The organism is Polaromonas sp. P4_H1 (assembly GCF_056400945.1).
In genome coordinates this window covers 514541-535964 of the sequence record NZ_JBFUKG010000002.1, presented here as the reverse complement: position 1 = coordinate 535964, position 21424 = coordinate 514541, and the positions used below count along the sequence as shown (strand labels likewise).

21 protein-coding genes and 1 pseudogene are annotated in these 21424 nt (G+C 62.8%); 13 read left to right on the top strand and 9 right to left on the bottom strand.

Translation table 11 applies throughout. From position 1 onward, the window contains the following. Positions 1-9 precede the first annotated feature (9 nt). The 3 genes from AC1DS5_RS05355 to AC1DS5_RS05345 all read left to right on the top strand — a co-directional run bounded on the left by AC1DS5_RS05355 (position 10) and on the right by AC1DS5_RS05345 (position 2111). A complete protein-coding gene (locus tag AC1DS5_RS05355) occupies positions 10-453 on the top strand; it encodes a response regulator (RefSeq protein WP_477717211.1) in 444 nt (147 codons plus the stop codon). A 290-nt stretch (positions 454-743) separates the two neighbouring features. Continuing rightward, on the top strand, positions 744-1124 hold the full coding sequence (locus AC1DS5_RS05350) for a carboxymuconolactone decarboxylase family protein (protein ID WP_477717210.1): 381 nt from the start codon (positions 744-746) through the stop codon (positions 1122-1124). 624 nt (positions 1125-1748) lie between these two features. Continuing rightward, positions 1749-2111, top strand: a complete 363-nt coding sequence (locus tag AC1DS5_RS05345) for an HPF/RaiA family ribosome-associated protein (RefSeq protein ID WP_477717209.1) — start codon at positions 1749-1751, stop codon at positions 2109-2111. Between the two features lie 65 nt (positions 2112-2176). Here the strand turns inward: AC1DS5_RS05345 and AC1DS5_RS05340 are convergent, their stop codons facing one another. Beyond that, entirely contained in the window at positions 2177-2686 is a 510-nt protein-coding gene (locus AC1DS5_RS05340) for a DUF1993 domain-containing protein (RefSeq protein ID WP_477717208.1), read from the bottom strand. 134 nt (positions 2687-2820) lie between these two features. Then, positions 2821-3378, bottom strand: a complete 558-nt coding sequence (locus AC1DS5_RS05335; protein WP_477717207.1) for a helix-turn-helix transcriptional regulator — start codon at positions 3376-3378, stop codon at positions 2821-2823. Positions 3379-3477: 99 nt separating this feature from the next. Here AC1DS5_RS05335 and AC1DS5_RS05330 point away from each other — a divergent pair, with 99 nt between their 5' ends. After that, positions 3478-4185: a CoA transferase subunit A gene (locus AC1DS5_RS05330; RefSeq protein WP_477717206.1), complete on the top strand. Its 708-nt coding sequence runs from the start codon at positions 3478-3480 to the stop codon at positions 4183-4185. A 2-nt stretch (positions 4186-4187) separates the two neighbouring features. Continuing rightward, positions 4188-4823: a 3-oxoacid CoA-transferase subunit B gene (locus AC1DS5_RS05325; protein WP_477717205.1), complete on the top strand. Its 636-nt coding sequence runs from the start codon at positions 4188-4190 to the stop codon at positions 4821-4823. 57 nt (positions 4824-4880) lie between these two features. Here AC1DS5_RS05325 and AC1DS5_RS05320 read toward each other — a convergent pair whose 3' ends face one another. The 3 genes from AC1DS5_RS05320 to AC1DS5_RS05310 are packed head-to-tail and all read right to left on the bottom strand — an operon-like array spanning position 4881 to position 7662. Next, complete coding sequence (locus AC1DS5_RS05320) at positions 4881-5465, bottom strand: MarR family winged helix-turn-helix transcriptional regulator (RefSeq protein WP_477717204.1); 585 nt, start codon at positions 5463-5465, stop codon at positions 4881-4883. Further along, a complete protein-coding gene (locus AC1DS5_RS05315; protein ID WP_477717203.1) occupies positions 5462-6667 on the bottom strand; it encodes a Gfo/Idh/MocA family protein in 1206 nt (401 codons plus the stop codon). Before AC1DS5_RS05315 ends, AC1DS5_RS05320 begins: the two co-directional genes overlap by 4 nt. Beyond that, positions 6664-7662, bottom strand: coding sequence for a PDR/VanB family oxidoreductase (locus tag AC1DS5_RS05310; RefSeq protein ID WP_477717202.1), 999 nt, complete (start codon positions 7660-7662; stop codon positions 6664-6666). Before AC1DS5_RS05310 ends, AC1DS5_RS05315 begins: the two co-directional genes overlap by 4 nt. Positions 7663-7809: 147 nt before the next feature. Between AC1DS5_RS05310 and AC1DS5_RS05305 the strand changes: the two genes are divergently transcribed. From AC1DS5_RS05305 to AC1DS5_RS05270, 8 genes are all read left to right on the top strand, one after another. Further along, on the top strand, positions 7810-9126 hold the full coding sequence (locus AC1DS5_RS05305) for a Rieske 2Fe-2S domain-containing protein (protein ID WP_477717201.1): 1317 nt from the start codon (positions 7810-7812) through the stop codon (positions 9124-9126). 86 nt (positions 9127-9212) lie between these two features. After that, positions 9213-10196 carry a Bug family tripartite tricarboxylate transporter substrate binding protein gene (locus tag AC1DS5_RS05300; RefSeq protein ID WP_477717200.1) on the top strand — a complete coding sequence of 328 codons (984 nt, stop codon included), beginning with the start codon at positions 9213-9215 and terminating at the stop codon, positions 10194-10196. A gap of 8 nt (positions 10197-10204) precedes the next feature. Continuing rightward, entirely contained in the window at positions 10205-11197 is a 993-nt protein-coding gene (locus AC1DS5_RS05295; RefSeq protein WP_477717199.1) for a substrate-binding domain-containing protein, read from the top strand. Positions 11198-11234: 37 nt separating this feature from the next. Then, positions 11235-12200 carry an EamA family transporter gene (locus AC1DS5_RS05290; protein WP_477717198.1) on the top strand — a complete coding sequence of 322 codons (966 nt, stop codon included), beginning with the start codon at positions 11235-11237 and terminating at the stop codon, positions 12198-12200. Between the two features lie 56 nt (positions 12201-12256). Beyond that, complete coding sequence (locus AC1DS5_RS05285; RefSeq protein ID WP_477717197.1) at positions 12257-13552, top strand: citrate synthase; 1296 nt, start codon at positions 12257-12259, stop codon at positions 13550-13552. 198 nt (positions 13553-13750) lie between these two features. Further along, the gene (locus tag AC1DS5_RS05280) at positions 13751-14728 is read left to right on the top strand and encodes a Bug family tripartite tricarboxylate transporter substrate binding protein (protein ID WP_477717196.1); all 978 of its coding nucleotides are present in this window, start codon (positions 13751-13753) and stop codon (positions 14726-14728) included. Between the two features lie 59 nt (positions 14729-14787). Further along, positions 14788-16593, top strand: coding sequence for a thiamine pyrophosphate-binding protein (locus tag AC1DS5_RS05275; protein WP_477717195.1), 1806 nt, complete (start codon positions 14788-14790; stop codon positions 16591-16593). Positions 16594-17042: 449 nt separating this feature from the next. Then, positions 17043-18515 carry an aldehyde dehydrogenase family protein gene (locus tag AC1DS5_RS05270; RefSeq protein ID WP_477717194.1) on the top strand — a complete coding sequence of 491 codons (1473 nt, stop codon included), beginning with the start codon at positions 17043-17045 and terminating at the stop codon, positions 18513-18515. Positions 18516-18562: 47 nt separating this feature from the next. Here the strand turns inward: AC1DS5_RS05270 and AC1DS5_RS05265 are convergent. From AC1DS5_RS05265 to fahA, 4 genes and pseudogenes are all read right to left on the bottom strand, one after another. Beyond that, positions 18563-18747 (bottom strand): annotated as a pseudogene (locus AC1DS5_RS05265) (ATP-binding protein); the annotation flags it as partial. Positions 18748-18790: 43 nt separating this feature from the next. Beyond that, complete coding sequence (locus AC1DS5_RS05260; protein WP_477717193.1) at positions 18791-18973, bottom strand: hypothetical protein; 183 nt, start codon at positions 18971-18973, stop codon at positions 18791-18793. Positions 18974-19030: 57 nt separating this feature from the next. Continuing rightward, positions 19031-20032, bottom strand: coding sequence for a tripartite tricarboxylate transporter substrate binding protein (locus tag AC1DS5_RS05255; RefSeq protein ID WP_477717192.1), 1002 nt, complete (start codon positions 20030-20032; stop codon positions 19031-19033). A 49-nt stretch (positions 20033-20081) separates the two neighbouring features. After that, positions 20082-21410 (bottom strand): fumarylacetoacetase, encoded by a 1329-nt coding sequence (gene fahA / locus AC1DS5_RS05250; RefSeq protein ID WP_477717191.1) that lies wholly within the window; start codon positions 21408-21410, stop codon positions 20082-20084. Positions 21411-21424 lie beyond the last annotated feature (14 nt).

Below are 21424 nucleotides of genomic sequence, written 5' to 3'. Positions count from 1 at the left end.
TTACTCACCATGAACATCTCCGCGCCTGACATCCTGCTGGTTGAAGACAGCCCCACTTCAGCCGAACTATTCGTGTTTGCCCTCGAGGCCAACCAGTCCAGCGCCACCATCCAGGTCGTGCGCGACGGTGTGGAAGCCCTGGACTTCCTGCTTGATGGTGATGGGGCGGCCCGGTCCGGGAGCACCAGCAACGCCCTGCCTCGTCTGGTGTTGCTCGATCTTCACATGCCGAGGCTCGACGGGTTCCAGGTGCTGGAGCGTCTGCGTGCCGATGAGCGGACGCGGTTGCTTCCGGTGGTGATCCTGAGTTCTTCCGACCAGGAGTCGGATAAGCGCGAGGCCTACCGGCTTGGCGCCAATGGCTACATCTCCACGCCCGTGGGGTTCAAGAATTCTTGTGAAATCATCGCCCAACTCGAACGCGAGTGGCTGGGGGCGGCCGGAGAAAATTGACACATGCAAAAGGAGCGAGAAAATGCAGGTTCAAGTCAACTTCAGGTCAACTGCAACCACCCATCCATACCGGGGAATTGTTCGGGCGCTGCGCCACCAGGGGGCTGAAGGCATCGCTCAGCCGTTCAGGCCATGTACGGCGCCCGTGCAGAGCCGGGCTGCCGCGTCAAGGTCTGAACCTGCGTAAGGCCGGTTGCCCAATCAGAACGGGCGCGCTATGCCCCGGTTTGAAATTCACCAGATAGCCCATCTTGCCCAGCGGCTATCCTCGGGATTTTTTGGAGCACAGCATGACGCCTCCCGCAGACAAGGATTTCGACAAAGGCCTCGCCACCCGCAAGCAGGTGATGGGTGAGGATTTCGTTGCCAACGCCTTTGGCAAGGCCACGGATTTTTCCATGCCCATCCAGCGCTACATCACCCGCAATGCCTGGGGCGACGTATGGCAGCGGCCGGGACTGGACCTGAAGACGCGCAGCCTGATCACGGTGGCAATGCTGACCGCCCTGGGAAAGCAGCATGAGCTCAAGGGGCATGTGCGCGGTGCGCTTAACAATGGGGTGACGCCGGAGCAGTTGCAGGAGGTGCTGCTGCACGCCAGCATTTATTGTGGTCTGCCTGCCGCGGTAGAGGCTTTTCGTACGGCGGCTGAGGTGGTGGATGCGCCTTAGAACCTGTTTACGATCTAAACGAGGCCGCGTTGGGGTGCAATCGGGATGAGTGGGGCGCCCGGGTCCGCCGCATGGGCTAATGCCCATGCAAGGGCCGGGTGGCTCAATCGCCCGACCGCACAGCCGGCCGGCTGTGCGTCGTGCGGCTGCCCCCATGGGGATGCAAACGCGACCGCGTTCGCGTCACCCCAACCCGAAGGGCAAGCGCCTTCTCGGGCGGTCTGCGGCGTTGCGGCGCTTGCCCATAGCCCGAGCTATGGGCGGCGCACCGCGCCTTGCATCCCATCCCGAGAAGGTGCTTGCGCGGCCTCGTTTAGAGCGTAAACAGGTTCTTAAGCCGGTTGAAGTATTGAACTTTGCGGCTATTTGGCGTAAACCAGTGAAAACGGGTTCGAGAAGCCATAAATCCAGGAGCAAATATTGCAACGCGACAGTGCACGATAGGGCCCAATAGTGCTCAATAGGGCCGGGATGCCCTTACTTTCACCAAGGACGGGACCTGCACACTCCGGCACGGGTGGCGCGCACAATGGGCTTTCCAGTCGCCCGCGCGTGCGGCTCCATCACAGCGCCGCCCCTGCTGCCAGCAGGCCCGCGCCGCAATTTCCTGAAGGGGAAATACACATGCAAATTCAGGTCAATTCCAACCACACCATCCACACTGGCGAAGCATTTGAACGCTGGGCCACCACAGAGTTGAACGAAGCGCTGAGCCGTTTTAAGGGTGACATTACCCGCGTGGAAGTGCATATGAGTGACGACACCGGCGACGGGGCCGGCGCGGATTCCAGGCGCTGCGTGATGGAAGCGCGTCTGGCGCACCACGACCCCTTGACCGTCAACCACCATGCACCCAGTCAGGACGAGGCCTTCCGTGGCGCCAGCGACAAACTCAAGCGTTTGATCGAACACGCACTCGGCAAACTGCGCGACCAGCACCGTGGGCGCAAGTCGATTCGCCGTGAGGTGGACTCCGGCGAGGCGTGAGCAGATGCAGGTCCGGCGAGCGTGCTACCGGCTATAGGCTATCGGGTTGGTGGCGTCAGTTGAAGTCAGTTAAGACTTCCGAGGAAATCCATCTTGCCCAGCGGCACGCCCTGATTGCGCAAGATGGCATAGGCCGTGGTGACGTGGAAGTAAAAATTGGGCATCACAAAATTGAGCAGGTAGGGCTCACTGGGGAAACTCATTTCCTTGCCGCGTATCTTGAGGGTGATGGTGCCGCCTTCGCTGGCATTGATTTGCGCCTCGCTCACCGTCCCCATGAACGCGATGGTGTTGGCGATACGGGCCTGTAGTTCCTCAAACGTGGTTTCGGTGTCGGCCATGCTTGGCGGCGTGACACCGCCAAGCCGTGCAATGCCAAACTTGGCTGCGTCGCTGGCACCCTGAATCTGGCCCGTCAGCGGGTACATGTCGGGGGCGAGGCGGGCATTGACGTAAGTGGCCAGGTCGATGTTGTTGGCCTCGGCGTGGGCTCTGGCTTTTTCCAGCACGGCGGCCAGGTTGTTGAAGCCGCGGGTGAAGACTGGCACGGAGGCCTGGTAGAGGGTGAGTGGCATAAAGGGCTCTTGGCTAGGGTGGGTGAATCGGACGGGGAGAAAATACTGGAGTCGATTCTGTTCCCATCCGCAAAATCGTGCTGGCCGTGAACGAAAGCAACCCACTGTGCGGCGGGCCTTGCAGGCTCGGCCGCTTATGCGCCCGCCATAAGCTTGTGCACCAGGTCGGCCGTGGTGGAGGCTTTGTACTTGCGCATCAGGCGGGCCCGGTAAATCTCCACGGTGCGGTGGCTGATGACCAGCGCGCGGCCGATTTCCTTGGAGGTCAGGCCGTCCATCAGGTGGGCGGCAACCTCGCGTTCACGTGCCGTGAGTACCGCCGTCACCGGGCGGCGCGAACTCAGGTCTTCAAAGGTCCAGATGCCGGCTTCATGCGGTGCGCTGCGGTTCAGGGCGCGCCCGGTCACATGGCACCAGAAGGTTTCGCCCTTGTTGCGGCCATCCACCCGCTTCATGATGCGGTCGTCGGCGTACAGGCCCCTGGTATTGAGTATGGGAATCATGCGGGCGCCAATGCGCTCGTACTCGTCCACGCTCGGGTAAAGCACCAGAAAGGACTGGCCGACCAGTTGCTCTCGCGAGGCGCCAAACATCTCGCACAAATGCTGGTTGCAGTCCACAATGGAGCGGTTTCGGGACAACACGAGCCCGACGGGCGCCAGATCGAAAGCGAGCTGGTAATCGACTTCCATGGGGGCTAACCTTTACGAAAAACTACGTATCTGAATACGTAGTATCGTAGCGGATTGTTCCCCGTTGAACCACCGCTGAATTACATCAGGAGACTATTTGTGAACAAACTCTTTCCCTCCGCGGCCGAGGCCCTTCAGGGCGTGGTCAAGGACGGCCAGTTGATGGCCGTTGGCGGCTTTGGCCTATGCGGCATTCCCGAAGCCCTGATTGACGCGCTGCGCGACAGCGGAGTGAAGAACCTCTCGGTTATTTCCAACAATGCCGGCGTGGACGGCTTCGGCCTGGGCAAGCTGCTGGAAACGCGGCAGATCAAGAAAATGATTTCCAGCTACGTCGGCGAAAACAAGGAATTCGAGCGGCAGTACCTGGCCGGCGAGCTGGAGCTTGAATTCACGCCCCAGGGCACGCTGGCCGAAAAGCTGCGCGCCGGCGGCGCCGGCATCCCGGCCTTCTTCACCAAGACCGGCGTCGGCACGCAGGTGGCCGAGGGGAAGGAGTTGCGCGAATTCGACGGCGAGACCTATGTGATGGAGCGCTCGCTGGTGCCCGACGTGGCCCTGGTCAAGGCGCATGTGGCCGATAAGTCCGGGAACCTGCGCTTCAACCTCACAGCCCGTAATTTCAACCCGGCCGCCGCGATGGCCGGCAAGGTCTGCATCGTCGAGGTGGAGAAGGTCGTCGAAGTCGGCGAGCTGGCGCCCGACGACATCCACCTGCCGGGCATTTACGTGCACCGCATCGTGCTCAATGCGAACCCCGAGAAGCGCATTGAAAAGCGGACCATTACCGAGAAAGCAGGAGTTTGACCATGCCTTGGACCCAAGACCAGATGGCGGCACGCGCCGCCCAGGAACTCGAAGACGGTTTTTACGTGAACCTCGGCATCGGCATCCCGACCCTGGTGGCCAATTTCACCGGCGACAAGGAGGTGTGGCTGCAGTCCGAAAACGGGATGTTGGGCATTGGCCCGTTCCCGACAGAAGATCAGGTTGACGCGGACCTGATCAATGCCGGCAAGCAGACGGTCACCACCATCAAAGGTTCGTCCATCTTCGGCAGCCATGACAGCTTCGCGATGATTCGTGGCGGCAAGATCAACCTGTCCATCCTGGGCGCCATGCAGGTCAGCGAAAAAGGCGACCTGGCCAACTGGATGATTCCGGGCAAGATGGTCAAGGGCATGGGCGGCGCCATGGACCTGGTCGCCGGCGTGAAGCGCGTGATCGTCCTGATGGAGCACGTCGCCAGGAAGAAAGACGGCACCGAGGACATGAAGATCCTGCCGCACTGCACACTGCCGTTGACGGGTGTGGGCGTGGTCGATCGCATCATCACCGATCTGGCGGTGATGGACGTGACGCCGCAGGGCCTGAAGGTGATGGAGCTTGCGCCAGGCGTGACGAAAGAATCGCTGCAGGCCAAAACCGGCGTCAAGCTGATCTGATCTGACTTGATCAGCCCCAGGCTGAAAAAGTAAAAGTCGCCGGCCTGCGATTCACCGTCAGGCGGCGGCTTTTTTGCCTTTTACCGGCGCCGGGCTTTTGCGCGGCTTTCCCGATGAGTTTGCAGGTTTGGCTGCCGCAGCCTTGCGCCTGGCGGCGGGCGGGGCTTGCAGCAGTTCATCGGCGGCCAGATTCTCGATCATGGCGAGCAATACCTTGCGGGTGATCCTGATCTCGTCGGCAGCAATGCCCTCAATGCTCACGTTGTTGGTTTCCTCCGCCAGGGGTACGAGCTTTTTCTTCAGTGCGCGGCCTTCGCTGCTCAGATAGACATACACATTCTTCTTGTTGGTAGGCAGCTGCTTGCGAATGATGTAGCCCAGAGCTTCCATGGCCTTCATCGCGGAAAAGGTGGTGGGCTCCATCACGCCGGCGCGCTCGCTGAGTTCTTTTTGCGTGAGACCGTCGGACTCCCAGAGGATGCGCAGAAAAGTCCAGTGGCCAAACGGCACCCCATGCTGCGCCAGGCGGACCTGCAAGGCCCTGTGAAAGGCGCGCGAAGCGTCGCGGATCAGGTGCGCGAGGCGGTCATTGGGAACGGCTTCGCGCCAGTGGCGGATGATGCTCTGGGTGTCATTGCTCATGAATTGATATTGTGACCGACTTGATGCCCGGGATGGCACTCTTTGCCCGACCTTGCCGATTCCAGAATGGACAGACAGACCGCCGTGGTAGCCCGTGCCCATTCGCCGCTGTGAACAGCCGGGCGACCATCGACCAGGGTTTCATGGAGTTCGTCAATCACTTCCTGGCGGGGAATGGCGGGGCAGGGAAGGGGTTCGAAAATTTTCTCACGGTCGGTATAGACGGCAATGCCCAAAGGACCCGGGCGCAGGTCCGCCTTTTCGCAACTGACGATGACTTGCCCGAAATGCTGATGCGCCGCTGCCTGGGGCTGGGGCAAGGTCATGGACGGAACGTAGAGGCTGCCACCGTAGTTGCGTGCCGCTTTCAGCGCGGCTTCCTCGGTGGAGGTGGCAGCGCCCTGCAGCCGCTTGCGCGCAGCGCCGTAGTCGCCCTGGTTTTTGGCCTGGCCCATCTCGCCGATGTTGTCCATCAGCTCGTCCGAATCGTAGTGGCCGTAGCCGCTGTAGGTGGTGGATGCAAAGGCGCCGCCTTCAAACCCCAGCAGGGCGCTGTAAGCACCCTCGGTGGGGCGGGCAGGGTCCCAGGCACCGGTGTGGGCGCGCACGCTGTTGACCAGCCCGCTACCGAGCAAGCGGACGATGTCCATCTGGTGTGTCGCCTGGCTGTGAATCACGCCACCGCCGGCCCGTGTGTCCAGTTCTTCCGGGCGGCGCGGCCGGTAGAGGAAGTCGGTGAAGTTCAGCGCTGAAATCATCCGGACGTTGCCGTAGAGCCCGCTGTCAATGATTTCCCGGGCGCGCCGGATGGGCGCGTTGAAGCTGTGGCTGTGACCGACGATGAGATGGACGCCCGCGCTGCGGGTCGCTTCAATCATGCGCGTGCATTCCTCCAGCGTGAGCGCCATTGGTTTTTCCACCAGCACGTGCTTGCCGAAGGAGGCCGCCAGGCACACGTGGGCCGCATGAAACTGGTGCGGAGAGGCGATGTAGATCACCTGAACCGCGGGGTCGGCGCACAGGGCTTCCATCGAGTCGTACGTTGGGGTGCCAAAATCCCTTTCGAACTGCGCCCTGGCGGCGGGCAGGGGGTCAGTCGCCGCCACCAGTTTGACGCGGCTGTCGTGCACAAACGTCGGCAGCATGAGCGTAAAAGCCCGGCCCAGCCCGACGATGCCGATTTGCAGGGTGTGCTTTTTCATAAGTCCAGTACGAGTTCGGCAGATTTTGCACGCGACACGCAGACCATGATCTGGTGCATCTTGTCGTCGTCGCTCAAGACCATGTCCCGGTGTTCGGCTTCGCCCGCCAGCAGCGTGGTGCGGCAAGACCCGCAGGTGCCGCTTTCACACGAACTGGTCACATGATGGCCGCAGGCCCGCAGCGCCTGCAGAATGCTTTGCCGCGCGTCCACCGGCACATTGACGCCGGTCTTGTGCAGGCGCACGGTGAACGCCGTGTCGGCCGCGTAGACGCTGGCATCAACGCCAAAACTCTCAAAGTGGATAGCGCCGGATGGCCAGTGGCCCGACATGTCGGCCACCGCGTCCATCAGGCCGCGCGGGCCGCAGCAATACACATGCGCGCTGCCCGGAGTTTCGAACACCGGCCACAAGTCCAGGGCTTTGCCGGCATCGCCGTGGGTATGGTGCAACTGCACGTGCTCCGCGAATTCCGGCCCGGTCAACTCCTGCAGAAATGCCGTGCTGTCGGCGTCCCGGGTGCAGTAGATCAGCTTGAACGGATGGCGCCCCTGCCTTTTGAGATGCCGCATCATGGACACAACCGGCGTGATGCCGATGCCCCCGGCAATGAACAGAAAGCTGGAGGCCCGTGGGTGCAATTCAAAGTTATTGCGCGGCGCGCTGACCGCCAGCAACTGGCCCACCTGCACATCGTCGGCCATGCTGACAGAGCCGCCGCGGCCCGCGGCGTCGCGCTTGACGGCAATTTGGTAGCAACGGGTGTCGGCCGGGTCGCTGCACAGGGAGTAGTTTCGCCGGGCGCCATTGGGCACTTGAACCGTGAGATGCGATCCCGCGGTGAAAGCCGGCAAATCCAGACCCTCCGGATGGCGCAATTCGAACAGGTAAATGCCTTGCGCAACAGCTTCCTTGCGCACGACCTTGAGGTTGAAAAAATCCGGCTCGGCCGGTGTGCCGCCCGCGCTCGCGCCGACGTCAGGGTTAACGCTCATCGTGGCCTTTCGTAAACAGTCTTGACAAATCTGGAAATCGCGAATAATCTTAGTCATCTAAGAATAATCTTCCTGGCCGGGATTTGCAAGCGGTTTTTTGTTTTGGTTTTTAGTTGACGCCAGTCAATCGATTTGAGGAATTTTGAGATGTTGACCTTTGAAGAAAATGAGTTGTTGTGCCGCGTTGAAGGCAGCGCGCCCATGGGCCAGTTGATGCGCCGCCACTGGACGCCGGTCTGCCTGATTGAAGAAGTCAGTGAGCCCGACGGCACACCCATCAAGGCCCGGATGTTTGGTGAGGACCTGGTGGTGTTTCGCGATACCAATGGCCGCGTGGGCGTGATGGACGAATACTGCCCGCATCGGCGCGTGTCGCTGGTGTTCGGCCGCAACGAGGACTGCGGCCTGCGCTGCCTGTACCACGGCTGGAAGATGGACGTCGAGGGGAATGTGCTTGAAATGGTGTCGGAGCCTGCGGCCAGCGGCATGGCGCAAAAGGTAAAGCACCTGGCCTATCCCACCAGGGAGTGGGGCGGTTTTGTCTGGGCCTACATGGGGCCGCCCGACACGCTCCCCGAGTTTCAGCCGCCCGCCTGGGCTCCTACTGCAGACACGCAGGTGACGGTCGCGAAAGCCATCATTCCCTGCAACTGGGCGCAGATCCTGGAAGGTGCCATTGATTCGGCGCACAGCTCCAGCCTGCATTCGTCGGACATGGTGCCCGCCCGCGTTGACACCGCCAAGGCGACCGACACCAACTGGCTGCGGCCGTCCACCGACAAGGCGCCCCGCATGCAGGTGGAGCGCGGCGCCTATGGTTTCCGGTATGCGGCCATACGCCGGCCCATCAGCAATGCGGCCGCGAACGATTACATTCGCTCAACCGTCTTCGTGGCCCCGGCTACCGCGCTGATTCCGCCCAACAACCTGTACAACGTAGCCAATATCAACGTGCCCATGGACGACACCCATACGGCGTTTTACTTCATCGCCTGGGGTCATCCCTCTCAAACCCCGGAAACCGCCACCTGGCGGAAGTTCCTGGGCCAGCAGGTGGGGGTTGATCTCGATGAAAAATACATGCCGCTGCGCAACCGCGGCAACCACTTCTGGCAGGACCGCGCCGCGATGAAGGCGGGAAACTTCACGGGCATCACCGGTTTTCCCAACCAGGACATTGCGATGTGGGTGACCATGGGGCCCATTGCCGACCGCACCCATGAGCGGCTGGGCGCCAGCGACCTGGCTGTGGTGGAGTTTCGCAAACAGATGCTGGAGGCGGTGCGTGCATTCCAGGCCGGCGGGACCGCCATCGGCACGGGTGAGGCCCGCATACCAGCCAGCATCTGCGCGTTTCAGGCCATCGTACCCAAGACCACCGATTGGCGCGCTTTCCCCGCGTCTCACGTTTGGGACTCCAGTGCGCCCGCGCTCGAGCCTTCTTATTCCACGTCCGCCCAGTAGGGCTGACGTATCTATCACGTATCTATCCTGACCTTGCCCCTGACCTTACCCCTGCCCCTTGCCATGAAACCAAACGGAGACATTCCATGAAACCACGGCGTATTTTTTTACTCGCCACCGCGCTGCTGACGGCTTGCACATTGCTGTTGCCCATCGGTGCACGCGCCCAGGGCGCATACCCCAACAAACCCATCAAGTTTGTAGTGCCCTATTCGGCGGGCGGCTTGCCTGACACCGTCGCGCGCATTTTTGCGCAGCGCCTGGGTGACAGGCTGGGCCAGCCGGTGGTGATTGACAACAAACCCGGCGCCAATGGCGTGGTGGCCGCGCAGGTGCTGGCCACATCGCCCAAAGACGGTTACACCTTCCTGGTTACCGACGGTTCGATGTTCTCCATCAATCCAACGATCTACAAGAATCTGGGCTACGACTATAAAAGGGACTTCATGCCGGTGTCCCTGGCGGCGCGGGCTCCGCTGTACCTGGCGGTGCATCCCAAGGTGCCCGCCAACACCCTGCAGGAGTTCATTGCTCTCGCCAAAGCCAAACCGGGTACGCTGAACTACGGCTCCTCCGGCATTGGCAGCACGCACCACCTGACGATGGAAGCAATGAAAGGCTCGCTTGGCCTGGACCTGACGCACGTTCCCTTCAAGGGCTCCGGGCAGTCAGTCCCCGCGCTGATCGGCGGCCAGGTGGAAGCGCTGTTTTCGGCATTGCCTTCGCTGTCGGGTTTTGTGAAAGCGGGGCAGGTCAAACTGCTGGCCACCAATGCGGCGCATCGCTCCAGCCAGGCAGCCGGTGTGCCTGCCATTGCCGAGGTCATTCCAGGGTTTGACTTTGCGCCCATCGTGGGTGTGCTGGCCGCCACCGGCACGCCGGCCAGCGCCATTGAGCGCATCAGCGCGGAAATGGCGCAGATTGCCAAAATGCCCGAGGTGATACAGATACTCAACAATGCCGGCATCGACCCGATCGGCAGCGGACCTGCCGACTACAACAAGGCCATCCTGGGCGAAAACGAGCGCCTGGCCAAAGCCATCGCCGCTGCAGGCATCAAATCGGAGTAACCATCTACATGTCAAAACTTAAACTGAGCTTCGGCTGCTGGAACTATGACCGTACCCGTGCCTTGATGGACGGGAGCGTGCAGCCTGACGGCATCGACTTGAATTACCTCAACATGCCGGTCGAGGAAACCTTCTTTCGCATGCTCAGGCACAAGGAGTTCGAGGTGGCCGAGATGTCGCTGTCTTCCTACACCGTGTCGCTGTTCAGCGAGGCGCGGCCATTTGTGGCGATTCCGGTCTTTCCCTCGCGTTTTTTTCGGCACTCCTGCATTTATGTGAACGCCAAATCGGGTATCCGTGAAGCCCGGGACCTGATTGGCAAGCGCGTCGGCAATCCCGAATACCAGATGACCGCACCGGTCTGGATTCGCGGCATTTTGTCCGACCACTACGGCGTGCCGGTGGACAGCGTCACCTACTTCACCGGCGGCGAAGAAGAGCCGGGGCGGCCGGAAAAGATCAAGCTTGATTTGCCGCCGAATATCAGGGTGGAACGCATTGGCCCTGAACAGACGCTGGCGCAGATGCTGCTCGACGGCGAGATTGATGCGCTCTACACCGCGCGCATGCCGTCGAGCTTTCTCAAGGGCGGTGGCCGGGTCCTGCGCCTGTTTGAAGACTACGAGCAGGTGGAGCGCAACTACTTCAGGGAAACCGGAATATTTCCCATCATGCACACGGTGGCGATTCGTCGCGACGTGTACGAGGCCAACCGCTGGGTCGCACGCTCCATGATGAAAGCGCTGGAGGAGTCCCAGCGTCGCACGTACGAAGACCTGTACGAAACCGCTGCGCTCAAGGCCATGCTCCCCTGGCTGACCTCGCATGTGGAGCAGGTCAGGCGGGAGATGGGCGAAGACTTCTGGCCCTATGGGTTTGAGAAGAATGAGGCAACCCTGCGAACCTTCCTGCGCTACTCGTTTGAGCAAGGCCTCTCCAGGCGACTGCTTGAGCCGCGTGAACTGTTTGCCCCCGAATCGCTTGAAGCATTCAAGATCTGACGCGTGATGGCGCCCACGTGCCCGGGGTTGGCGGCCGATGTCTGATGGGCTCATCGGCTACCTGCTGGCGGCGGGGGCCTTGTTACTCTTCGCCACATCAACCCTGGTCACCAAGGTCGCCTCCAGCCGCATCCCGCTTGACCTGGGGTTTTTGATTGCGACGGTCGTGAATGTTGTTTTTTCCGCGCTGGTTTTCGCGGTTCAACTCGCCGTGCGGGGCGGCGGCGTGCAATGGAATGCGCAGGCCTTCTGGTTGTTTGTGCTGGCCGGCGCATTTTCCACCTACCTGGGGCAATGGTTTTTTTACGAGTCGGTGGTCCGCTTCGGCCCGGCCAGAGCCAGTCTGTTCCAGGTGAGCAGCCCGCTATTTGCGGCGCTGATGGCATGGCTGTTGCTCGGCGAACATCTGACGCTGCTGGTCGCCGGAGGCATGGTCATGACCATTGGCGGCTTGATTCTGGCAAGTTACAAGCCGGGATTCTTCGTTCGCCGCCAATCCGTCCCTGATATGGCGTCCGGCTCGGACGCGGCCCCCATCACGGCCAGGGCGACCGTGCATGAGCGTCTGCTGGAGTCGGCCCTGTTGCTTGGCCTGGGCAGTTCATTGGCGTATGCGATTGGCAATGTGCTGCGCGGCGCCGCCGTGCGCGACTGGAACGAACCCATCCTGGGCGCGCTGGCGGGTGCGGTGTGCGGGCTGGGGCTGCATCTGGCCTTCAGCGCCGGCAAACGTGAGCTCGCCATCCGCTTGCGCTCAGCCAGCCGCAGCGGCGCATGGCTGTATGCACTGATTGGCGTGTGTACGATTTCTGCGCAGATCTGCGTGATCAGCTCCATGCGCTACATCCCGCTGGCGATTGCCACCCTGGTGACGCTGTGCACCCCGCTTCTGGTCTTTCCGCTCAGTCACCTGCTGTTCAAAGACCAAGAGGACATCACGGCCACCACCGTGCTGGGCAGTGCCTTGACCTTGCTGGGTATAGTCATCATCGTGATGCGATGAGCTGCTGGGCCGCGGCAAGCTGCCATCATTTCGCCAGGAGACCTTAAGGCACACCCATGGACCACCCGGACAAAGCGCTGCGCCGCGATTACGCCTCGGCGGCCGAAGCCATGAAAATTCTCAACGTCAGGCAGCAGACGCTGTACGCCTATGTGAGCCGGGGCTGGATACGCAGCGTGGCCCAGCAAGGCCAGAAGGACAAACTCTACCTGCGTGACGACCTCACACGCGTGGGCATGCGCTCGCTGGCGCGCTCCGGCCATGGCGCGGTGGCGGCCTCGGCCATGAACTGGGGCGAGCCGATTTTCCCGACCTCCATCACCGAGATCACCGAGCAGGGGCCGCGCTACCGCGGCCACCTGGCCGCCGACCTGGTCCGTTCGGGCACCTCTTTCGAAGCGGTCGCCGAGTTGCTGTGGACCGGCGAGTTCGACACCCAGGCACAGGCGCAGGCCCCGGCCTGGCCGGTGCGCAAGCCCTCGGCCGAACTCGTCAAACTCACGCAGACGCTGACCTCGCTGCAGGCGCAGGGCAACGTGCTGGAATCGTTCGCGCTGGTGGTCCTGCTGCTGGGCATGCGGCGCGGCCCGGTGGCCGAGCGACTGTCGCAGGGCAAAACCCTGCCGGCCGCCCGCGAAATCATGCAGACGGTGGTGGCCTGCTGCGGCTTTGTCGGTGCGGCGCAAAGGTACCGGCCCATGCAAAGAGGCGAGTCCGTGGTCACCGGTCTGCTGCATGCGCTGGCCGTGCAGCCCACCGCCGAGAATAGCGAAGCCCTGCGCGCCATGCTGATCCTGATGGCTGACCATGAACTGCCCCCCGGCACGCTGAGCGCCCGCGTGGTGGCCTCCGCCGGCGGCACGCTGCACAGCTGCCTGGCGTCGGCGCTGTGCGCAACCTCCGGCGTGGACGTGGGCCGCATGTACGAACGGGTGGAAGACTTCCTGGGCCAGGCCCAGACCAAGGCCGTGCTCGTCAAGCGCGCCCACAAGCTGCATGCGCAGGGCCAGAGCGTTCCCGGCTTTGACCACCCGCTCTACCCCAAGGGCGACCCGCGCGCCGCGCAGCTGCTCGAGATGGTGTTCGCCCGCCAGAACCCCAGCCGCGAACTGCGCGCGATCTCGCGTTTCATCGACGAGATGCGCAGCAGCGCGGGCCTGCTGCCCAGGCAGGAACTGGCACTGGTCGTGATGGCCCGCGCCATGGGCCTGCCGCGCCAGGCCACGGCCGCGCTGTTTGTGCTGGGCCGGCTCGCGGGCTGGGTCGCGCATGTGCAGGAGCAGCGCGCCAGCGGCACGCTGCTGCGGCCGCGTGCGAAGTTTGTGGCCCCCACGGTCGCTCACTTCGTGTAGYTCCCTGCCCCCCGAGGGGGCCGCCCGCCTGCGGTCTGGCAARGCCAGTCCCGCGGCCCCTGCTGGTGAAAACCGGATCGGTCAGGCGACCGTGGGGGCATTTGACATTGATTCAATGTTCAAGATTGAATCAATCTCGAGTCTTAACTAGGATGACTTGCGTTCGTTAATTCGCGCAATAAATACTGGAGACAAAACATGAGAATCAACCGCCGCACCGGGATGCTCGCCCTCTGCCTTTCCGCTGCCTTTGCCAGCCCGCCGGGCTGGGCCCAGGACTACCCGACCAAGCCCATACACATCGTCGTGCCGCTGCCGCCCGGCGGTTCCAACGACGTGCTGGCTCGCATCCTGGGCCAGAAGATGTCCGAGGCTTTCGGCCAGCCCGTCATCGTTGACAACAAGCCCGGCGCGGCCGGCAATATCGCCACCGACTTCATGGCCAAGGTGGAAGCCGACGGCTACAACATCGCGGTCGCGCCCAACCAGACCGTGGCGGTCAACCCGGTGCTGTATCCCAAGCTGCCGTTTGACGTGAACCGCGACCTGACCGGCATCACGATGATGGGCCGCGTGCCCATGGTGCTGGTGGTGTCTCCCGCCAGGGTGCAGGCCACCACGGTGGCCGAGCTGATCGCGCTGGCCAAGGCCAACCCCGAAAAACTGTCCTACGCGTCCGCCGGCTCCGGCAGTCCGCAGCACATGGCGGCCGAAGTCTTCAAGTACATGACGGGCACCCGCATCACGCAGATTCCGTACAAGGGCTCGGCGCCGGCGCTGGTCGACGTGCTGGGCGGCATCGTGGACGTGATGTTCTGCCCTATGAATTCGGCGCTGCCGCACATCCGCAGCGGCAAGCTGCGCGCGCTGGGCACCACCGGCACCAGGCGCGTCGATCTCTTGCCCAATGTGCCGACCATCGCTGAAACCGTTCCCAATTACGAGAGCGACATCTGGATCGGCATGGTGGCCCCCGCCAAAACACCGCGGGCCATCATCAACAAGCTCAACGCCGAACTGCGTCGCTCGCTGGCCTTGCCCGACGTACAGGGCAAGCTGGCCGAGCTAGGCATTTACGCCGAAACCAGCACGCCGGCCGAATTCACCCGGCTCATCGCCAGCGACCAGAAGCGCTGGGCGGCAGTGATCAAGGCCGCCAACATCAAGCCCGAGTAAGTCAAACCCGAGTAAGTCAAACCCGAACAAGCCCCGCCTATTTTTAATCAGGAGATTTCATGACTGTTCCTTCCGGCTCCGCCGTGCGCCGCGACATTCCCCAGCCTTCCGAACCGGAAGAGACCGTCTGGGCCAGCGATGCCATCGCCGACATGCTGCGCGCGATGGACATCCCTTATGTGCTGCTCAACCCGGGCGCGAGCTTTCGCGGCCTGCACGACAGCATCGTCAACCACCTCGGCAATGAAAAGCCGCAGATGATGGTGGTGCTGCATGAAGAGCACGCCGTGGCCATCGCGCACGGCTACACCAAGGTCACCGGCAAGCCGCTGATCGCCATCCTGCACAGCAACGTCGGCCTGATGCACGGCTCCATGGCCATCTTCGACGCCTGGGTGGACCGCGTGCCCGTCATCGTGCTGGGCGCCACCGGCCCGGTCGATGCCAACAAGCGCCGCCCCTGGATCGACTGGATACATACCGCGCAAGACCAGGCCGCGCTGGTGCGCCACTTCATCAAGTGGGACTGCCAGCCGGCATCGATTCCCTCGGCGCAAGAGGCGCTGCTGCGCGCGCGGCAGATCGCCACCACCGCGCCCCAGGGCCCGGTGTATGTCTGTTTTGATGCGGCCCTGCAGGAGTCCAAGCTCAGCGAGCGGCCAGCGATTCCCGACCCGGCGCGCTACCTCGCACCGCCGCAGGCCCGGCCTTCGGATGACATCGTCGCGCAGGCGGCCGCGCTGCTGTCCAAAGCCAGCCGACCGGTCATTTTGATGGGCCGCGTCACCCGCAGCGAAACCGCGTGGGCCGAACGCATCCAGCTGGCCGAAACCCTGAATGCCGAAGTGCTGACTGACCTGCGCGTGGGCGCGGCCTTCCCGACCGACCACCCGCTGCACGCCGCGCCCAGCGGCGCCTTCCTCACGCCCAATGCGCAGCAGGTTTTGCGCGAAGCCGACGTGGTGCTGAGCCTGGATTGGCTGGACCTCTCGGGCACGCTCAAGCAGGCCTGGGGCGACAAGCCCGTGGGCAGCCAGATCATCCAGGTCTCGGTCGACCACTACAGCCACAACGGCTGGAGCATGGACCACCAGGGACTGCCGCCGGTGGACGTCTTCATGCTGTGCGAGCCCGAACCGGCCGTGACCCTGCTGAACCAGCACGTCAAGGCGCGCAAGACGCCGGCGCCGCCCAAGCGGCCGCTGCCCGTGTTCGCGCCGGTGCAGCCCGTGCCGGGCGCTTCAGGCGCCAGCAACATGATGGTGTCCACGCTGGCCGCCACCCTCAAGCGCGCGGTCGGCGACCAGAAGGTCTGCCTGATGCGCCTGCCGCTGAGCTGGAGCGGCGAGATGTGGGACTTCAAACACCCGCTGGATTTCCTCGGTTACGACGGCGGCGGCGGCATAGGCTCCGGCCCCGGCATGTCGATTGGCTCCGCACTGGGCCTCAAGGGCAGCGACCGCCTGCCTGTCGCGGTGATCGGCGACGGCGACTACATGATGGGCGTCAACGCGCTCTGGACGGCGGCCAACGCCCGCATCCCCATGCTGGTGGTGGTGTGCAACAACCGCTCCTTCTTCAACGACGAGGTGCACCAGGAGCGCGTGGCGCGCCAGCGCAAGCGGCCGATCGAGAACCGCTGGATAGGCCAGCGCATCAGCGACCCGGCGCCCGACCTCGCCATGATGGCGCGCGGCCAGGGCCTGACCGGCATTGGCCCGGTCGAGGATGCAGGGGAACTCGAGAGGATTCTGGTCGACGCGATCGCCGCCGTGAAACGGGGCGAAACCGTGGTGGTCGATGTAGTGGTGCAGACCGGTTACAGCGCGGCCATGACGGCGGGCCTGACGCGCTCGAAAGACTGAGCGCGTCCCCGCTTCTTTCCCTCTCCCTCTGGGAGAGGGCCGGGTGAGGGCCGTGCGGCTTTCGAGTCGGCACAGCGTTCCCAATGCGGGGAGCCCTCACCCCCGCACTCTCCCAGGGGGAGAGGGAGCAAGAGGGCAAGCCCTCAGCAAACTTTTCCATGGGGGGAGAGAGAGTAAGCCCGAAGAAAAATTGACTATCCGAGAGCATGCAAAAACGCCAACACGCCAACACGCCACTCTCCCTTCCTCTTTTCCCCTCTCCCCCTGGGAGAGGGTTAGGGTGAGGGCCGGCGGCCTTGGAGCCGTTACAGCGTCCGAATGCGGGGAGCCCTCTTGCTCCCTCTCCCAGAGGGAGAGGGAGCAAGAGGGCTCTCACCCTCAACCCTCTCCCGGAGGGAGAGGGAGTAACACGAAGAATTGAACAGCCAAGCATCAAAGGACCCACAAACATGCGCGCACACGAAATCCCCGCCGGCATTTTGCCGACCCAACGCGGCCTCTACTACGGCGGCGCCTGGCATGCACCCAAGGCAGGCCGCTATGCCGAAACCATCAATCCGGCCTACAACGAGGCCATCACGACAGCCCCTGTCGCCGATGCCGCCGATGTGGATGCCGCGGTTCAGGCGGCCCACGCCGCTTTCCCGGCCTGGGCCGCGACGCCGCCCGTGGAACGGGGGCGCTACCTGCGCAAGGCTGCCGCCGTGTTGCGCGAGCATGCCTTGCCGCTGGCCCAGCTCGATGCACTCAACAACGGCAACCCGGTGTCTGCCCTGGCCATGGATGCCGGTTTTGCTGCCGACTGCCTCGACTATTTCGCGGGCCTGGCCACCGAGATCAAGGGCGAGACCATCCCCATGGGCGATGGCAACCTGAACTACACCGTACAGGAGCCGCTGGGCGTGATTGCCCGCATCGTGGCCTATAACCATCCCTTCATGTTTGCCGCAGCCCGGCTTGCTGCACCCTTGGCGGCCGGCAACACAGTGGTGGTGAAATCACCTGACCAGGCGCCGCTGTCCATCCTGCGGCTCGCCGAGCTGGTCGGCGACATCTTTCCACCCGGCGTGGCCAATTTCCTCTGCGGTGGTCGTGAATGTGGCGACGCCATGGGCCGGCATCCGCTGGTGCGCAAGATTACCCTCATTGGCGGCGTGCCCACTGGCAAGGCCGTCATGAAGACGGCTTCCGACAACCTGAAGCCCGTACTGCTGGAACTGGGCGGCAAGAACGCGCTGATCGCCTACCCCGATGCCGACATCGACAAACTCGTCAACGGCATCATTGGCGGCATGAACTTCACCTGGTCGGGCCAGAGCTGCGGCTCCACCAGTCGCGTTTTTTTGCACGAATCCATCCACGACCAGGTGCTGGAGAAAGTCGTCAAGCTGCTGCCCGAGCGCCACAAGCCCGGCATCCCGACCGACCCCAAGACCACCATGGGCTCGCTGGTCAGCCGCGCGCAGCTTGAAAAAGTGCAAGACTATGTGGCCAAGGGCCTGGAAGACGGCGGCCGCCTGGTGTGCGGCGGCAAGCAGCCCAGTGATCCGGCGCTCAAGGACGGTTTCTTCTACGAAGCCACCGTGTTCGCTGACATGCAACCGCACATGCGGCTGGCGCAGGAAGAAGTGTTCGGCCCCATCATGTCGGTCTTCAAGTGGAGCGATGAAGACACGCTGTTTGAACAGGTCAACGGCGTGGACTTCGGCCTCACGGGTTCGATCTGGACGCAAAACATCAACACCGCGCACCGTGCCGCCAGGCGGATCCACACGGGCTATGTGTGGATCAACAACGCCAGCCAGCATTTCATGGGGGCACCGTTTGGCGGTGTGAAGCAGTCCGGTATCGGCCGCGAGGAGTGCTTTGCCGAGTTGCTGGAGTTCACGTATACGAAGAATGTGAATTTGAAGCTGAATTGAAGTGCTTGTTGCCCGCGCCGGCCACAGCAAGCGAGCAAGCCACAGCGCCCCCAGCCACTTCGATTCAGGGCCTCCTCCACGGCGAAGCCCGCTCCGTTGTCTTCGATCACCACGCATACGTCTTTACCATCCGTCGCGGTGCTGAAGCAAATGGGGTGGTGGCCCGCGTGTGGCGCAGCACGTTGGCCACGCATTCCTGCATGATGCGCAGAATGTGCAGTGCGCTGCTCGGGTGCGCGAGCCCGCGTGCTCATTGGGTCGGAACGCTTCAAACGCTATGATAGAAATGCAAGCGCCAAAAGCAGGAGCACGAGGCCCACTGCAACAACCAAACCCTGTGCCCGGTAGTAATCCGTCACCTGCGCCGCAGGAATGAAGAACAGTCCGTGGCAGCCACCGACAAGCACAGAATCGTCCATGGGGGTCACCTCGATCATTTCAGCTGAGAAGTCATTCATGCGGGCAACCGCTGGCTGGGATTGGGTTCATCCGCTTCCTGTCCGGTTGCGCACATGTCATTGCGGCTCGAGCTTTATGGCCTTCGCGATGCGCCGGAATTTATCGATTTCGGCCTGGTAGAACGCGGCGGACTGCATCGGAGTCATCGGCTCTACGGGCAGTGCAGCCGAGTCCTTGAGAAAGTTCTGGAAATCACTGCTTCCCGTTATTTCCGCCAGGCTCTTGTGCAGTGCTGCGGCGACTGGCTCTGGAACGGACGCGGGCACGAAGACCGCGGCCCAGGCGCTGTAGACGAAGTTTTTCAGGTATTTGCCCTCGCTCAGCGTCGGCAACTTTGGCAGATAAGGATTGCGCTTGGTGTTCGCGACACCGATCGCATTGATCTTGCCGGTGCGGATGAGTTCCAGTACGTTGGGCGCCAGCGGCACGAACGCCATGTCGATCTCGCGACTCAGCAGGGCCGAGATCACGGGTGCCGCGCCCTTGTACGGAACATCCATGACGCGTGCGTTCGTCGATGCACTGAAATCCGCCCCTACCAGGTAGGGTGCTGAGCCGTACCCCCAACTCCCGATTGTCAGTTCCTTCTGATCGCTCCTGCGAGCCCGCTCGATGAGGGCGTCAACGCTGGAAAACGCATGGTCGGCGCTCGTGACCAGCGTGAAGTCGGTCGGCAGAATGGTAGCGAGCAGGCGGTACTGTTCGGGCTTGTACTTCACCTGCGACAAGGCAAGCGGTGACAGGATCATGTCGTTGCCCGTCGTCACGAGCAGCGTTTGCCCGTCGGGCGCTGCGATCAGCACGTTGTTTGCTGCGATCGAACCGCCGGCACCAGGCAGGTTCTCGACGATGACCGGCTTTCCGAGTGCAGTTTGCAGAGGTACCTGAATCTTGCGCGCTGCCACATCAGCGGGGCCGCCGGCCGGGTAGGCAACGCGCATCACGAGTGGTCGAGATGATGGAATCTGCGCGTGAACGATGGTGATGGATGGCAGCGTTGCGGCAGCGACGATGCAGGCGGCCAAGCAGGGCCGGCCGAGTTTACAAACGAACTTCATGGTTGTCTCCTTTGTGGTGGTTCTCAACAAGGCGGAGCGCGCGACGACGCTACGACTGGGCCGGTAGCACCCGGCCATGATTGATGCCGAAGCCGATGCGCCGGAAGCCTTTGCGCTCGCACCAGCCGCGGAAGATGACCGAGTCGCCATCCTCGAGAAAGCTGCGGCTTTCGCCGTTGCTCAGTTGGACGGGCCGCTGTCCGGCCAGCGCCAGTTCCATCAGCGCGCCGGCCTCCGCACGGCTCGGGCCTGAGATCGTGCCGCTACCCAGCAGGTCGCCCGCCTGCAGGTTGCAGCCACCCGCCGTGTGATGCGCAATCATCTGACCCATCGACCAGTAGTGGTGAGCGAACGTCGTGTGCGATAGGGTCTGGGGCGGCAGTTCGCCGGAGCGCATGCTATCGGTCTCAATCAGGACTTCCAGGCGAATGTCCAGCGCGCCAGCCGCCCGATTTCCGTCATCTTCCAGATAGGGTAGGGGCTGGGGATCCGAGGCGGGTCGCGTCCAGGGTTTTCGATAGGGGGCAAGCGCATCCAGGGTGACGATCCAGGGAGACACCGTCGTGGCGAAGTTCTTGGCATGGAAGGGCCCGAGCGGCGTCATCTCCCACGCCTGGATGTCGCGTGCCGACCAGTCGTTGAGCAGGCAGATGCCAAAGGCATGGTCTTCCGCGGAAGACAGCGCGATGCGTTCGCCGGGGGCATTGCCGACACCGATGTAGAGGCCGAGCTCGAGTTCGTAGTCGAGCCGCTGGCACGGCCCATATTCCGGAGTGACGCCACCTTCCCGAAGGGCTTGTCCATGCGGACGCCGGAAGGTCTGGCCTGCGACGCCGATCGAGGAAACACGGCCGTGGTATGCGGTGGGCACCCACTGGAAGTTTCTCGGCAGTTCTCCGTTCGGCGTGAGCAGGGCGCTGATGGCTCGAGCGTGGTGGATTGAGGTATAGAAGTCTGTGTAATCGCCGATGCGTGCCGGTAGCGCGAGCTCGGCGGCGGCCATCGGGCAGAGGCTTTGACGGATCGTATCGATGTCGCTTCTGCCATCTCGCCGGAGCAATCGGAAGAGCGCGTGGCGCAACGCGCGCCACGCGGCCGGTCCCATCGCCAGGAAGTCGTTGAGTGCCGGGGCCGCACATGCCTTTGCCGCCTGCAGTGCGATGCCATCGAGCCCGTCCAAGCCCTCAGTTCGGCTCAGCGTTGCCAAATCCAGTACCTGGTCTCCGATGGCGACGCCCCCGCGCAGCGGCTCATCGCTGCCCGATCGCCGGAAGACGCCGAAGGGCAGATTCTGAATCGGGAAGTCGGTGTCGTCCGAGTTCGCGCTCAGTATCCAGCTTGTGGCCGAGGCGTCGTGGGTAAGGTCTATTTCGCGCATGGCTTGACTCGCTC